Origin of the sequence: Rhodococcus zopfii NBRC 100606 = JCM 9919 (assembly GCF_001895025.1) — a bacterium.
GTDB classification, from domain to species: domain Bacteria; phylum Actinomycetota; class Actinomycetes; order Mycobacteriales; family Mycobacteriaceae; genus Rhodococcus; species Rhodococcus zopfii.
Genome location: NZ_BCXI01000046.1, coordinates 1 through 14519, shown reverse-complemented (window position 1 = coordinate 14519; position 14519 = coordinate 1). Strand labels below are relative to the sequence as shown.

Annotated in this window: 13 protein-coding genes; 9 read left to right on the top strand and 4 right to left on the bottom strand. The window is 65.5% G+C overall.

All coding sequences use genetic code 11. The annotated features are described in order from the left end of the window. Positions 1–212: 212 nt before the first annotated feature. Together RZ1_RS24390 and RZ1_RS24385 are read left to right on the top strand one after the other, a co-directional pair. Positions 213–1727 (top strand): carotenoid oxygenase family protein, encoded by a 1515-nt coding sequence (locus tag RZ1_RS24390; protein WP_072815099.1) that lies wholly within the window; start codon positions 213–215, stop codon positions 1725–1727. 9 nt (positions 1728–1736) lie between these two features. Continuing rightward, positions 1737–2687 (top strand): winged helix-turn-helix transcriptional regulator, encoded by a 951-nt coding sequence (locus RZ1_RS24385; RefSeq protein ID WP_072815098.1) that lies wholly within the window; start codon positions 1737–1739, stop codon positions 2685–2687. 46 nt (positions 2688–2733) lie between these two features. On the opposite strand, the gene RZ1_RS24380 is transcribed toward RZ1_RS24385, so the two are convergent. Together RZ1_RS24380 and RZ1_RS24375 are read right to left on the bottom strand one after the other, a co-directional pair. Beyond that, positions 2734–3537 carry an acyl-CoA thioesterase domain-containing protein gene (locus RZ1_RS24380; RefSeq protein WP_072815097.1) on the bottom strand — a complete coding sequence of 268 codons (804 nt, stop codon included), beginning with the start codon at positions 3535–3537 and terminating at the stop codon, positions 2734–2736. Between the two features lie 169 nt (positions 3538–3706). After that, positions 3707–4489, bottom strand: coding sequence for a YggS family pyridoxal phosphate-dependent enzyme (locus RZ1_RS24375; RefSeq protein ID WP_072815096.1), 783 nt, complete (start codon positions 4487–4489; stop codon positions 3707–3709). Between the two features lie 61 nt (positions 4490–4550). Between RZ1_RS24375 and RZ1_RS24370 the strand changes: the two genes are divergently transcribed. From RZ1_RS24370 to glyA, 7 genes are all read left to right on the top strand, one after another. Continuing rightward, positions 4551–5870, top strand: coding sequence for an aminotransferase class I/II-fold pyridoxal phosphate-dependent enzyme (locus RZ1_RS24370; RefSeq protein ID WP_174565239.1), 1320 nt, complete (start codon positions 4551–4553; stop codon positions 5868–5870). Positions 5871–5905: 35 nt separating this feature from the next. Continuing rightward, positions 5906–7132 carry a pyridoxal phosphate-dependent aminotransferase gene (locus tag RZ1_RS24365; protein WP_238071752.1) on the top strand — a complete coding sequence of 409 codons (1227 nt, stop codon included), beginning with the start codon at positions 5906–5908 and terminating at the stop codon, positions 7130–7132. Between the two features lie 39 nt (positions 7133–7171). Continuing rightward, the gene (gene gabT / locus RZ1_RS24360) at positions 7172–8512 is read left to right on the top strand and encodes a 4-aminobutyrate--2-oxoglutarate transaminase (RefSeq protein WP_072815093.1); all 1341 of its coding nucleotides are present in this window, start codon (positions 7172–7174) and stop codon (positions 8510–8512) included. Positions 8513–8616: 104 nt separating this feature from the next. Continuing rightward, positions 8617–9243, top strand: a complete 627-nt coding sequence (locus RZ1_RS24355; RefSeq protein ID WP_072815092.1) for a non-canonical purine NTP pyrophosphatase — start codon at positions 8617–8619, stop codon at positions 9241–9243. Between the two features lie 74 nt (positions 9244–9317). Next, positions 9318–10565, top strand: a complete 1248-nt coding sequence (ilvA, locus tag RZ1_RS24350) for a threonine ammonia-lyase IlvA (RefSeq protein WP_072815091.1) — start codon at positions 9318–9320, stop codon at positions 10563–10565. Between the two features lie 205 nt (positions 10566–10770). Further along, complete coding sequence (locus tag RZ1_RS24345; protein WP_072815090.1) at positions 10771–12072, top strand: TrpB-like pyridoxal phosphate-dependent enzyme; 1302 nt, start codon at positions 10771–10773, stop codon at positions 12070–12072. 32 nt (positions 12073–12104) lie between these two features. Beyond that, on the top strand, positions 12105–13376 hold the full coding sequence (gene glyA / locus RZ1_RS24340; protein WP_072815089.1) for a serine hydroxymethyltransferase: 1272 nt from the start codon (positions 12105–12107) through the stop codon (positions 13374–13376). Between the two features lie 253 nt (positions 13377–13629). Here glyA and RZ1_RS24335 read toward each other — a convergent pair whose 3' ends face one another. Both RZ1_RS24335 and RZ1_RS24330 read right to left on the bottom strand, forming a co-directional pair. Beyond that, positions 13630–14229 (bottom strand): adenylate kinase, encoded by a 600-nt coding sequence (locus RZ1_RS24335; RefSeq protein WP_072815088.1) that lies wholly within the window; start codon positions 14227–14229, stop codon positions 13630–13632. An 83-nt stretch (positions 14230–14312) separates the two neighbouring features. After that, positions 14313–14519, bottom strand: a 207-nt coding sequence (locus RZ1_RS24330; protein ID WP_445009302.1) for an AMP-binding enzyme, incomplete at its 5' end; no start/stop codon positions are given.

Below are 14519 nucleotides of genomic sequence, written 5' to 3'. Positions count from 1 at the left end.
GCCCGCGCCCCTATTACTCTGTTAACTGTAGTAGGACGTTTCCCGGCGAGAGAGGCTGATGCGGTGACAGCGGACGGCGTGGTGCTCGCGGGCAGCCACCAGGTATCCGGCGACCCTCGCGCCGCGACCCTCAAAATCGGTGGAAGTACCACCACCACAGCCGGTTTCGTTGCCGAAAAACGACCGATCGTAGAACCGCAGGGAGAATCCGCATGGACATCGAAGTACTCGGACGCGCACTGACCACGCTGCCGGAGAACGACGACCACCCCTACCGCACCGGCCCGTGGCGGCCCCAGCACACCGAGTGGCGCGCCGACGATCTCACGGTCGTCGGCGAACTTCCCGACGACCTCGACGGCGTCTACCTGCGCAACACCGAAAACCCTGCGCATCCCGCCCTCGAAGGTCTCTACCATCCGTTCGACGGCGACGGCATGATCCACGCCGTCGGATTTCGCGACGGAAAGGCGTTCTACCGCAACCGGTTCGTGCGCACCGATGGATTCGTCGCCGAGCAGGAGGCGGGCGGCCCCCTGTGGGCGGGCATCGCCGAGCGCCCCGAGAACTCGATCCGGCAGGACGGCTGGGGCGCCCGCGGTCGGATGAAGGACGGATCGAGCACCGACATCACCGTCCACAACGGGGTCGCGCTGTCGAGCTTCTGGCAGTGCGGCGAGCTGTACCGGCTGGACCCCACGACCCTCGAGACACTCGGAAAGTCCACGTGGCACGGAGAATTCCCGTCCACGGGGGTCTCCGCGCACCCGAAGGTCGACGAGCGGACCGGCGAGATGCTGTTCTTCGACTACACCACCGACGCGCCGTACATGCATTACGGTGTCGTCGACGCGCAGAACCGGCTGGTGCACTACGTCGACGTGGAACTGCCCGGCCCGCGCCTGCCGCACGACATGGCCTTCACCGAGAACTACGCGATTCTCAACGACTGCCCGCTGTTCTGGCTGCCGCAGCTGCTCGAACGCGGCCGGTACGTGCCGAAGTACCACCCCGACATGCCGATGCGGCTCGGGGTGATCCCGCGGCGCGGCAACTCCGACGAGATCGTGTGGTTCGACGCCGCCCCCACCTACGTCCTGCACTGGACCAACGCCTACGAGAGCGGCGACGAGATCGTCCTCGAAGGCTTCCACCAGAGCGACCCCGAACCCGCCGACGACGGCACCGGCACCATCTACCAGCGGCTGTTCCGGTCCCTCGCCCTCGACCGCATGGGCACCCACCTGCACCGGTGGCGGCTGAACCTGCGCACCGGACAGGTGAAGGAGGAACGACTGTCCGAGTCGATCACCGAATTCGGGATGATCAACCCGCACCACGCGGGGGTGCCGCACCGCTACACCTACGCCGCGACGGGCGTGCCCGGCTGGTTCCTGTTCGACGGCCTCGTCAAGCACGACGTGCTCACCGGCAACGAGGAGCGCTACGCGTTCGGCGACGGCGTGTTCGGCAGCGAAACCGTGATGGCGCCGCGCATCGGGTCGGCATCCGAGGACGACGGCTACCTCGTCACCCTCGTCACCGACATGAACGAGGACCGCTCCGAATGCCTCGTGTTCGATGCCCGGAACGTCGCCGACGGTCCCGTCGCGCGGATGCAACTACCCGAGCGGATCTCGAGCGGCACGCATTCGACGTGGGCCGCCGGTTCGTCGCTGCCCGGCTGGCGCGAGCACGACCGTCCGGGTACCACGATCGGCCTGTAGGCTGCCCCGGTGCCCGGTCCCACCTTCACCACGCTCGAACCGGGCGGCGACAACGCGCTCGCGGTGACCCTCGGGGTCCTCGGCGACGAATGGAACCTGTGGATCCTGCGCTCGGCGCTGCTCGGGGCACGCCGGTACGGCGACTGGATCGCGCGCGGCCCCATCTCCCACGCGGTGCTGACCGCGCGGCTGGGCCGGCTCACCGAGGCCGGGCTGTTCGAGAAGGTCGCCTACCAGCAGGAACCGGTACGCCACGAGTACGCGCTCACCGCGCGCGGACGCAGCGTGTGGCCGGTGCTCGTGAGCATGTGGGCGTGGGAGCAGCGCTGGTCGGCCGACGCGGGAGCGCGTCTGCCGCGTCGGCGTCACACCACGTGCGGCCAGTTGTTCGTGCCGCGGCTCGTGTGCGACGCGTGCGGAGCGCCGGCCGACGCGCACGACGTGACTGTGCGGACCGGACCGAGCGGGGACCGGTCGCGGTGTGTGCCCGCGGCGACCGGTCGTCGACGATCCGGGCGCGCGGCCCGCACCCCGGACGTCGTCCCGCACACCATGGAACTGGTCGGAAGCCGCTGGTCGGCGGCGTTGCTGGGATCCGCTCATCTGGGCGCCACCCGCTTCGGGGAGTTCGCCGAACAGATGGGGGCACCGCCGGCCGTCGTCACCGACCGGCTCCGGAGGTTCACCGAACTCGACGTGCTCGCGCCGCGCCCGCATCCCGATCGTGCCGATTGGGTGACCTATCACCTCACCGACAAGGGCCTGGCGTTCTTCCCCGTGATCGCGTGCATGGTCGCGTGGGGACAACGATGGTTCAACGCGCCCGAGGGCCCCGCGCTCGAGGCGGTGCACCTGGGATGCGGGGCACCGTTCCTGCCGCGGCTGGTCTGCGACCGGTGCGACGGGACCCTGCACGCGGCGACCGTCGCGATCGAGGATGCTGCGGGCGAAGACGGGTAGGCACAGGCCACCGCTACTCGGCGGGTCCCGTCGGTACGGCACTCCGTCAGCCGAAGTCGACCTGCCGATGGGTGTTCGCCAGGGCCACCACCATGCCGGCGCCGAACGGACCGAGACTGTCGAACAGCACCGACGTGCCGACGGCGACACCGTCCGCACCGATGTGGTGATCCGCCTCGACCCCGACCTCGGCGCCGACCGGCAGCCGCGACAGGGTCAGCGTGAGGTCGGCGTTGATGAATCCGACGCCCCGCTCGCTCCAGTTGGTGACCAGGCTCGTGCCCTCACCGACGATGGCGGTTCGCACGAACGGCGACGTCTCCTCGCCGAGGATGACCGGGAACTGTCTTGCCCACATGCGTTTACGGCTCGAGTTCTGATGTTCGGACCGTTTCCGCGACCAGCCGTCGGGATGGCCGTCGCTGCCGAACCAGGTCGGCGCGAAACCGGCCGTGGTGTCCGCGTGACCCGGCGGTGGCGTCGGATGCTCGTCGCGGGTCCACACCGTTCCGGGCGGCTGCTCCGACGGACGCAGGTACACGACGGTCGCGCGTGCGACCACGTCGTCGCCCTGCAGCATCTGCGCGTCGGCCACCCGGATGCGGTTGCCGTCGCGCACGAGCGTGGTCTCGACCGTCACCGGGTCGGTGCGCACCGGTTTGAACAGGTCGACGGTGAGCCGCGACGGCACCCAGTTCTCGACCGCGTGCCGGTTCTCGAGTTCCCGGGCGAACAGCCCGCACACGCACGGTCCGACGATCATGTCGGGCGACCAAGGACTGATCGCGATCTCGGTCGGCACGAACCGGCCGTCGACCTCCGTGAAATATCCGTGTTCCGTACGTCCCATGCCCCGCATTCTCCGCACCGCGCGTCCGGCGCGACGCAGCGGGTCCGGTCGAGCTCGGGATCGTCGACGGGTGGTCGAGGCCTTCCTGTCCGCCGATCGGGTTTCCGGAGGTGCCGGGCGTCCACACTGCCGGCGCGGACATCGATCGCCCGATCGGTACTCGCGATCGTCACTCCGTGGACGTGGGCCAGTAGTGGTCGTTCGCGGTGGCTCGAGCTCCGAAGATCGCCTGACCCACACGAACACAGTCCGCGCCTTCCTCGATGGCAACCTCGTAGTCGCCGGACATGCCCATCGACAGTTCCCCCGGACCGATGAGGGCGGGATCGGCGTCCCGGGCGCGGTCGCGGAGGGTGCGCAGAAGCCGAAAGCACTCACGGACCCGGGGCGTGTCGGCGGTGAACAGGGCCAATGTCATGAAACCTCGGACCCTCAGCGCCGTATAGCGCGGCAGTGCGGCGAGGAAAGCCGGCACGTCGGCCGGTTCCAGTCCGTACTTGGACTCTTCCGCCGAGGTGTTGACCTGCACATAGACGTCGAGGTAGCGCCCAACCCCCTGGAGACGGCGGTCGAGTACCTCGGCCACACGCAGGCTGTCCAAGGCTTGGAATTCGGCCGCGAAGGCGGCGACATCGCGCGCCTTGTTGGTCTGCAGGTGCCCGATGACCGACCATCGAACGTCGAGGTCGGCAAGGTTCCCCTGCTTGCGTTTGGCTTCCTGCACCTTGTTCTCACCGAGTTCACGACATCCCGCCTGCACCGCCAGACGGATTCTGTCCTCGCCGACGGTCTTGCTCACCGGCAGCAAACGGATGTCGGACGTGTCGCGACCCGATCGCTCGGCGGCCGCGGCGATACGGGCCCGCACCGAAGCGATGTTGCGCACAAAGTCGTCGATCGTTGCCGCCCGCGGGTACCCGGGCCCACTCGACGCATCGGATATACTTGGCATAGGTCAAACAGTACATGGTCTAGGCTAAATCGATGATCGGTGTGGCGGAAGGACATTCGAAGTGACGCGAATCGAGGGCAGAACGGCGGCCGAGATCGCCGGCAGCGTGCGTGCGCTGGTGGACTCCGGCTCGCTGCACGCCGGTGACGGACTGCCTCCGGTCCGCGAGCTGGCGAAGTCGCTCGGCGTGAACCGCAACACCGTGGTCGCCGCCTATCGTCAACTGGCCGTCGCGGGTGTCGCGATCACCAACCGGGGCGCGGGAACATCGATCGCTCCGCCCCCGACGTTTGTCGAGGAAGGCTTTGCGCCGGACACAGTTCTGCGCGATGTCAGCCACGGGAATCCGGACCGGAACCTTCTGCCCGATCCCTCGATGGTGCAACTGTCCTCGTCTCCACCGGTACTGTACGGCGAGTCCACAGTCGACCCGGGGCTGGGCGCGTGGGCAATGTCGCAGTTTGCCGCTGATCAGCCGCGCGAGTTCCGCCTGACGGTTACCAGCGGCGCTGTCGACGCGATCGAGAAGCTGCTGTCCCAGGCGCTCAGCCATGGCGATGCGGTCGCCCTGGAGGATCCCTGCTTCCTCACCAGCATCAACGCCGTTCGGCGGGCCGGCTACCGACCTGTTCCCGTCCCGGTCGACGACGAGGGGATGACCGCCGGCGGATTGCGTTCCGCACTGGAGGCAGGCGCCCGCGCCGTCGTATGCACACCCCGCGCCCACAATCCCACCGGAGTGAGCCTCACCCCGTCACGGGCTGCGGAACTACAGGACGCACTCGCCGACCATCCGCACGTGCTGGTCATCGAGGACGACCACTTCTCACTCCTTTCCCAGGCCCGCTACCACAGCATCGTCTCGGGCACCCATCAGCGGTGGGCGCTGGTGCGGTCGGTATCGAAGTTCCTCGGTCCCGACCTACGCGTCGCCCTGGTGGCGAGCGATCCGGGTACCGCGGATCGGTTCGCCGTACAGATCAGTGGCGGAACCAAGTGGGTGAGCCATCTTCTCCAGCGCACCGTGCAGGCGCTGCTCACCGACGAGACGGTGCAGGACCGAATCCACGCCGCCGCCGTTCACTATCACCGAGAGAACACACGATTCGTCGAACTTCTACGCGACCGCGGAATCACCGCCACCGGTGGCGATGGACTCAATATCTGGGTGAGTACCGGTGCCGACGCGCATGCCGTCGCCGGGCAGCTGATGCGTCGCGGCTGGATAGTCCGCACCGGAGACAGCTTCGCCCTCGGCACCGAGTCGGGTGCCGAACGCATTCGACTGACGGTCCACGAACTCGACACGGACGCCTCCGAGATGCTGGCCGATGCTCTCGCCAAGGCCGTGGCAGCCGCACACACAGGAGCAGGACTGTGACAACACACGTGACACCCCCCGATAGCCCAGTGATCGTGAACTCGTCGTCGAGGCTGAACGGAGTCCTCTATGACCTGCGGGGACCGGTACACGACCGCGCCGCCGAACTGGAGCGGCGCGGCCAAGAAGTCCTGCGCCTGAACATCGGGAACCCGGCTCCATTCGGGTTCGAGGCGCCCGAGGTCGTGGTCGACGCACTCCGGGACACGCTTCCCCATGCACACGGCTACTCCGAGTCGCAAGGGCTCGGCTCTGCCCGAGAAGCGATCCGGGACCACTATGCTGCCCGGCCCGGGTTCCCGGCTGCGGGTATCGACGACATTCTGATCGGCAACGGCGTCTCGGAGCTGGTAACCCTCACCCTGCAGGCTCTCCTCGAACCCGGTGACGAGGTGCTGATCCCCTCTCCGGACTACCCCTTGTGGACGGCGTCGACCGTGCTTGCCGGCGGAGTACCCCGACACTACCCGTGCGACGAAACAGCCGGATGGGCTCCCGACACAGAGGAATTGGGACGCATGGTGACGTCCCGCACCCGGGCGATCGTCATCATCAACCCCAACAACCCCACAGGTGCGGTGTACTCACGGCGCACGCTCGACGCCATCGCCGCTGTCGCTGACCGGCACGGGCTCCTCCTGCTCTCCGACGAGATCTACGACCGGATCGTCTACCCCGGGCACGTCCACATCAGCACTGCTCAGGTTGCGCCCATGCATCCCTGCATCACCTTCTCGGGACTGTCCAAGACCTCACGCGTCGCCGGCTATCGAGCCGGATGGGTTGTCGCTACCGGGTTCAGTCCCGACGACGGGTACCTTGCAGGACTGCGCCTACTGGCCTCGATGCGCATGTGCGCCTCCGTTCCCGCACAGCATGCGATCACCGCGGCGTTGCGGCACGACGATACGATCGCCGCGCTCCGGAGTCCGGGAGGACGGCTCTACGAACAGCGCGCGCTGGCGGTCCGACTATTGCAGGAGATTCCCGGAGTGACCTGCCACGAACCCGGAGGCGGTCTGTATGCCTTCCCTCGCATCGATCCTCACGTGCACGGAATCGTCGACGACGAACAACTCGTGCTCGACTTCCTCGACGCCGAGCACGTCCTGCTCGTCCACGGACGTGCGTTCAACTGGACTCGCCCCGACCACCTACGCATCGCCTTCCTTCCACACCCACCGGTACTCGCCGACGCCATGGACCGTTTCGCCCGGTTTCTCACCGGCTACCGGCAACACCCACACCGACCAGCGGCGTGAGGTCTACGAAACGCCGAACCGAGACACGAAAGGACGCGCATGACCGAAACACTTCGCACCGCATCCGCCTCGACAGGACCTGCGCTGATCACCGAGGTTCCGGGGCCGAAAAGCCGCGAGCTCCACAGCCGCAAGACGGCGGCGGTGCCGCGCGGAATCGGGAGCGCACTGCCGATCTATATCGATCACGCAGAAGGGCCGTGGCTCGTCGACGTCGATGGCAACAGGTTTCTGGACTTGGGTTGCGGCGCCGGCGTCAACATGGTCGGCCACCACCAGCAGAGCATCATCGATGCGGCGGCTGCGCAACTGAACCGGGTCACCCACACCCTGTTCGGCATCACGCCGTACGAGGGATACGTGCGCCTCGCCGAACGCCTGTCCGAGAAGACACCCGGGTCGCACGCGAAGAAGACCATGTTCGTCAACTCCGGCGCCGAAGCAGTCGAGAACGCCGTCAAGGTCGCCCGGGCGTATACGGGTCGGCGAGCAGTTGCGTCCTTGGACCACGGGTTCCACGGCCGCACCAATCTCACTCTCGCGATGAATCACCGGGCGGTCCCGTACGCGACCGGTTTCGGGCCGTTCGCGCCTGATATCCACCGGGTTCCGAACTCCTATCCGTTCCGGGACGGGCTCACGGGCCGGCAGGCTGCAGATCGGACGATTGCGTACCTGGAAGAACGCGTCGGCTCCGCGGACCTCGCCGCTCTCGTTGTCGAACCCATCCAGGGCGAGGGCGGATTCATCGTGCCCGCAGAAGGGTACCTACCTGCCCTGCAGGAATGGACCAACCGAAACGGCGTCGTCCTCGTCGCCGACGAGATCCAGTGCGGGCTCGGGCGGACCGGGACTTGGTTCGCCAGCGATCTGTTCGGCGTCGTTCCCGACGTGGTGCTCACCGCGAAGCAGATCGCCGCCGGCCTCCCGTTGGCCGGGGTCACCGGACGAGCAGAAATCATGGATGCTGCGGCAACCGGCGGCCTCGGCGGTACCTTCGGTGGAAATCCGGTGTCGATCGCCGCCGCGCACGCCGTCCTCGACCTTCTGGAAGACGAGGAGCAGTTCGCCGCTGCTCGCCGAATCGGCAACACCCTCACCGACGGCCTGCGTCGGATCGCCGAACACCACCCCGTCATCGGCGACGTCCGCGGGCATGGTGCGATGATCGCTTTCGAGTTGACCCGGCCGGGAACGACTCAACCGCTGCCCGGTAGCGCCGCGGCGATCAGCGAGCACGCGGCCCGCCGTGGCGTGGTCCTGATCACCGCAGGCAGCGACGGCAACGTCATCCGGTTCCTGCCGACTCTCGACGTCACCGACGATCTCCTCGAGTACGCGCTCACCGTGATCGACGACGCGCTGAATCGACACGACTGAGCCGCCGCCCCCACCTCGACAGGGCACCGCACCGCATGCTCGGGTCGCGTCGCAAAGCAGCCCGAGACAAGTCCAGATTCGTTGTCGACCAATGGAAATCGTACATGACCGAGCACAACACATTCGTTCTCGCGACGCACAACGCAACCAAAGTCGCCGAATACCGCTACATCACCGGATTGGTCCTGCCGGGGTGGACACCGGTTGCCTACGATGGTCCCGAGCCGGTCGAGGACGGGCTCAGCTTCCGTGACAACGCGCTCATCAAGGCACGCATTGCCGCCGCGCATTCCGGCCTGCCGGCTGTTGCCGATGATTCCGGACTATGCGTGGACGTACTCGGCGGCGCCCCCGGAGTATTCTCCGCCTACTGGGCCGGACACCGGAAGGACCTCATCGCCAACCGGAATCTGCTTCTCGACCAGCTCTCCGACGTCGCCGACCCCTACCGCACGGCACAATTCACTTCAGCACTCGCATTGGTCGATCCTCGTGGTACCGAATTCGTAGCCGAGGACCATTGGCCGGGCCGGTTGGCCCTGACGCCGGCAGGCGACGACGGATTCCCCTACGACTCCATCTTCATCCCGGACGGCCAAAGGCCCGGTCACGAGTGCACCGTCGCCGAGTGGGACACCGAGGAAAGGTACCGGCATTCGCACCGGGCCCGCGCACTCGAAACACTCGTTCCGGCACTCGCAACGCTGGCCGACGTCCATACGTGCAGATGAGGTGTCGACATCGTCCGACTACGACGACGCCTCCCAACCGCCCCGAACTCCCTACGCGAAGGCGTGATGATCACATGCTCGCAGTTGCCGCCAGTGCCGTTGATGAAGCGGGAACGCGCCTCGAGGGAATCATCCGGCGTACTCCACTCGAGCGAAATGCCCGGTTGTCGGATATGACGGGGTCGGAAGTCTGGCTGAAGAGGGAAGACCTACAGGTAGTGCGTTCGTACAAGCTGCGCGGCGCCTACAACTTCATAGTGCAGATCCAGGACGAGGTCCGGGATGTCGGAGTGGTCTGCGCCAGCGCAGGCAATCATGCTCAAGGTGTCGCCTGGGCGTGCAATCGTCTCGGCCTATCCAGCCGAATCTACGTGCCGCGCAACACGCCACGTCAGAAGCGCGAACGCATCCGAATCCTCGGCGGTGTCGCGGTCGAGATCATGGTGACTGGCGAGACATACGACCAGGCGTATCAGGCGGCATGTGCGCATGCTCGGGCGAGCGGCGCAATGCTGGTGCCGGCATTCGATGCGCCGCCCACCATCGCGGGGCAGGGAACCATCGCTCGTGAGATCGTCGAACAGCTCGGCGAGCTACCGGATCGGATAATCGTTCCGATCGGCGGAGGTGGGCTACTGGCAGGGATAGCGGCATGGTCTGCCGAAAATGCTCCCGAGACACAACTGATCGGAGTGGAGGCGGCAGGGGCCGCGTCGATGACAGCGGCGCTGTGCGCGGGACGCCCTGTGGCACTGGAATCGGTCGACACGTTCGTCGACGGCGCGGCCGTACGAACCGTGGGTTCGCACACTTTTCCGCTGATCCGCGACCACGTTGCACGAGTGACGACTGTCGACGAAGGCCGTGTTTGTTCCGAGATGCTGGCCATGTATCAGCACGACGGAATCATCGTCGAACCCGCCGGGGCCCTCGCCACCGCCTGCCTTGGGGATTCGGTCGCACCCGAACGTGGAGAGCTGACGGTCTGCGTCGTATCCGGGGGAAACAACGACGTCAGCCGCTACCGCGAGATCCTCGAACGCGCGCTGGTGCACGAGGGTCTCAAGCACTACTTTCTCGTCGATTTCCCACAGCAACCCGGAGCACTGCGCCGCTTCCTCGCCGACGTGCTGGGACCCGAAGACGACATCACTATGTTCGAATACGTCAAACGCAACAATCGGGAAACCGGCCCGGCGTTGGTTGGTATCCAGCTGAGAAGCCGTGACGGCCTCGACACCCTGCTCACTCGGATGGTGCACTCGCGCTGCGCGGTTCGTCGCATCGAACCGGATGATCCGCTGTTCCGCCTCGTCCGGTAGTACGTTCCTCGACGTGCGCCGGGGTGACTGCCTACGGAAGCAGCAGCAGCGGAAGTGAGCGGCAACTCCGTCGAAGGCCACAGCCGGTCGTCCGAACCCGAGAGAGCGATTTGGAACGCCCACCCACCTGTTACCATTATATATGAAGAGTTTGGATAACGTTACTCCCACCCTACCGGTATCGTTACCGCAGGCGGGCGGCGGCGTGTATCGCACCGGAAGCAGTCCCGCCCGACCGGACGCCGCAGCCGTGCCGACGCACTGGTACAACATCGCCGCCGACCTTCCGGAACCGATTCCCCCACATCTGAATCCCGCCACCGGCGATCCTGTGACCGCCGCCGAACTCGAGAACCTCTTTCCGGCGGCATTGGCGGCGCAGGAACTCAGCACGGACAGGTTCATCCTGATCCCCGAGCCGATCCGCGACGTCTACAAGTCATGGAGGGTTACCCCACTGCTGCGCGCCTCACGTCTGGAACGTGCACTGAACACCCGTGCACGCATCTATTTGAAGTATGAAGGCGCGAGCCCTGTCGGAAGTCACAAGCCCAACTCGGCTGTTGCGCAGGCGTATTACAACCAGAAGGCAGGAGTGGACAAGCTCACGACCGAGACTGGCGCAGGCCAGTGGGGCAGCGCTCTCGCGTTCGCGGGGGCGATGTTCGACCTGAACGTCGAGGTTTGGCAGGTGCGGGCCTCGTACGAGTCGAAGCCCTACCGGCGATACCTGATGGAACTGTACGGCGGGCGGGTGCATTCGAGTCCGTCCTCGCAGACTGCAACCGGCCGAGCGATTCTGAGCGACGACCCGAACACGCCAGGCAGCCTCGGCATGGCGGTCAGCGAAGCTGTCGAGGTGGCGCTCGCCGAACCTCGAGTGCGGTACGCATTGGGAAGCGTGCTCAATCACGTTGTTCTGCACCAGTCGGTGATCGGGCAGGAGGCTATCGCCCAGCTCCGCGAGCAAGGGGAAGCTACCGCAGATGTCGTGATCGGCTGTGCCGGAGGCGGGTCGAATCTGGCCGGACTCTCCTTCCCGTTTCTCCGAGAGGTGTTGACCGCCGATGCGTCGACACGTGTGATTGCAGCGGAGCCTTCCGCCTGTCCCTCGCTGACCCGGGGTGAGTACCGATACGACCACGGGGACTTCTCCGGCCTGACCCCGCTGATGAAGATGCACACACTCGGCAACGACTTCGTCCCCGACCCGATCCATGCCGGCGGGCTCCGCTATCACGGCATGGCACCCGCACTGAGTCATGTCGTGAACCTGGGTCTGGTCGAACCCGTTGCGATCCATCAGGATGCGGCATTCCATGCCGGAGTTCTCCTGGCCCGCACCGAGGGTTTGGTTCCGGCCCCGGAGTCCACTCACGCGCTGGCCGCAGCCTTTGCGTATCTGGACAGAACCAGCCGAGAAGAGACCGTTGTCATCGGTCTCTCGGGGCACGGGCAACTCGACCTGCCCGCCTACCACTCCATCCTGTCCGGCTGTTCACGGTGAACCACTTGTGCAACAACAGAAGAAGGCCTCACATGAATGACCACCTCAACGTCTCATTGGCTCACATCGACCCCGCAATCCAAGCGGTTCTCGACGACGAGCTCGATCGCGAACGCTCGTACTTGGAGATGATTGCCTCGGAGAACTTCGCTCCGATATCGGTGTTGGAATCGGCGGGTAGCGTGCTGACCAACAAATACGCCGAGGGATATCCGGGCCGCCGCTACTACGCCGGCTGCGGGCCTGTCGACGTGGCCGAAGAACTGGCGATCGAACGCGCAAAGGCGCTCTTCGGAGCGGAGTATGCGAACGTTCAACCCCACTCGGGTGCGACCGCGAATGCCGCGGTACTGTCCGCCATCGCGCAACCCGGGGACACGATCCTCGGACTCCGGCTCGATCACGGCGGACATCTCACCCACGGGATGCCACTGAACTTCTCCGGCAAACTCTACAACGTCGTCACCTACGGGCTTGATCGAAACTCGTCCCTCATCGAGATGGATCAGGTGCGCGACCTCGCTCTCGCACACCGACCGAAGGTCATTATCGCCGGATGGTCCGCTTACCCAAGGTATCTCGACTTCGCGGCCTTTCGCGAGATCGCGGATGAGGTCGGAGCACTCCTGTGGGTCGACATGGCACACTTCGCTGGACTGGTGGCCGCCGGATTGCACCCGAATCCTGTGCCCGTGGCCGATATCGTCTCGTCCACCAGCCACAAGACTCTCGGTGGCCCACGCGGCGGATTCATCCTCAGCAGGGATGACACCTACGCCAAGAGCCTGAACCGGAATGTGTTCCCTGGGCAGCAGGGCGGGCCACTCATGCATATCATCGCGGCGAAGGCCACCGCGTTCCTGCTTGCCGGTACGGAACCCTTCGCAGACAGACAGCGCCGAACCTTGGAAGGTGCTCGTATCGTGGCCGATCGGCTCCTAGCCCCGGATGCCCGAGCCAGCGGTATCGACGTACTCACCGGAGGGACGGACGTCCACCTGATCCTTGCGGATCTTCGTTCTTCCGAAATCGATGGCATCACCGCCGAGCGAGTCCTCCACGAAGTCGGTATCACCGCCAACCGGAACAGCATTCCTTTCGATCCCCGGCCGCCCTTGGTGACATCGGGCGTTCGACTCGGTACCCCTGCTCTCGCAACCCGTGGATTCGAAACCCTCGACTTCATCGAGACAGCCGACATCGTCGCCCACGCCCTTCAGCCAAAACCGGACATTCCCACACTACGAACCCGCACCAAGGCACTTGCAGAGAAGTACCCGCTCTACCCGGGACTGCCGCGGTAACGGGGTGAGTGGCCTTCCTGCTCCAGATGGGTCCGGGCAGGAAGGCCACGGACAGCCCAGCTCCAGTGGGTGCTGACGATTCCTCCGCTGCTCAGCTCGGTAGCCGACACGCGGCAGGCCGAGACTACTCGGATCGAAATCCCAACACCCGCAGGAACAGCGCTCGCAAAGACGGGGACTCAGCGTCCTTCGACGTGTACCCCAGGAAGGGTGAAGCTCGGTAAGGAATAGTCGACCCGAGAGGACGAGCAGACTAAACCGCTGTCCGGCTCGAACGTGCGCCGTGCACTCCCAGTACTTGAAGGACCCGAGCCCCCAGAGTGCTGAGTAGGCGCTCGCCGATCTCCTCAACCGATCCGGACGCATCCAGCTCAGCCACGACTGGCCCGTAGTGACCGAGTATCGTGTCCCGTTCCTTCTCATAGACATTGAGGCGATGCCGAATCACGGCGTCGGTATCGTCACCACGGCCACGGGACAGCAGTCGTGACGTCAGTTCCGCATTGTCGAGTATGAACTCGACAGCGTGATCGACCTTGGCTCCCCTGGTCTCGAGAATGGCGTCGAGGACACGCGCTTGATCATGTGTGCGAGGAAAACCGTCGAGAATGAATCCTTCCGCGGCATCACCTCTCGACAGTCGTTCCGAGACGACACGTTCAGCGACAACATCCGGGATGAGCTCACTTGCATCGGCGTACGACTTGACGGATTTACCCAGTCTGCTGCTGTTCGCGATGTGCCTGCGGAAGAGGTCTCCGGTCGAGATATGGGGAATCTTGAGGATGTCTGCCAGCCGATGAGCCTGCGTTCCCTTCCCGACGCCTGGCGGCCCGATCAGGATAATCCGCATACCGACTCTCCATTCAATCGATGATCGACCGTCATCAGCAGGGTTTGACACGCACGGTAATCGGGTGAAGCGGCAAGAGCTGACTACCCCTGCGAGCGGTGAACGCGGATCGGCTCGAAGACCGAGGGATCGACCAGCGTGGACGTGTCGCCGAGTTCGCGACCTTCCGCGACGTCGCGCAGCAGGCGGCGCATGATCTTGCCGGACCGGGTCTTCGGCAGTTCCGGCACGACGGAGATCTGCCGCGGCTTGGCGATCGGGGAGATCTCCACCGCGACGTGATCGCGCAG

Excerpts from the sequence above, each read along its gene's own strand:
- RZ1_RS24390 (WP_072815099.1), top strand. The coding sequence starts at position 213 with ATGGACATCGAAGTACTCGGACGCGCACTGACCACGCTGCCGGAGAAC.
- RZ1_RS24380 (WP_072815097.1), bottom strand. The coding sequence starts at position 3,537 with ATGGGACGTACGGAACACGGATATTTCACGGAGGTCGACGGCCGGTTC.
- RZ1_RS24375 (WP_072815096.1), bottom strand. The coding sequence starts at position 4,489 with ATGCCAAGTATATCCGATGCGTCGAGTGGGCCCGGGTACCCGCGGGCG.
- gabT (WP_072815093.1), top strand. The coding sequence starts at position 7,172 with ATGACCGAAACACTTCGCACCGCATCCGCCTCGACAGGACCTGCGCTG.
- RZ1_RS24355 (WP_072815092.1), top strand. The coding sequence starts at position 8,617 with ATGACCGAGCACAACACATTCGTTCTCGCGACGCACAACGCAACCAAA.
- ilvA (WP_072815091.1), top strand. The coding sequence starts at position 9,318 with ATGCTCGCAGTTGCCGCCAGTGCCGTTGATGAAGCGGGAACGCGCCTC.
- glyA (WP_072815089.1), top strand. The coding sequence starts at position 12,105 with ATGAATGACCACCTCAACGTCTCATTGGCTCACATCGACCCCGCAATC.
- RZ1_RS24335 (WP_072815088.1), bottom strand. The coding sequence starts at position 14,229 with ATGCGGATTATCCTGATCGGGCCGCCAGGCGTCGGGAAGGGAACGCAG.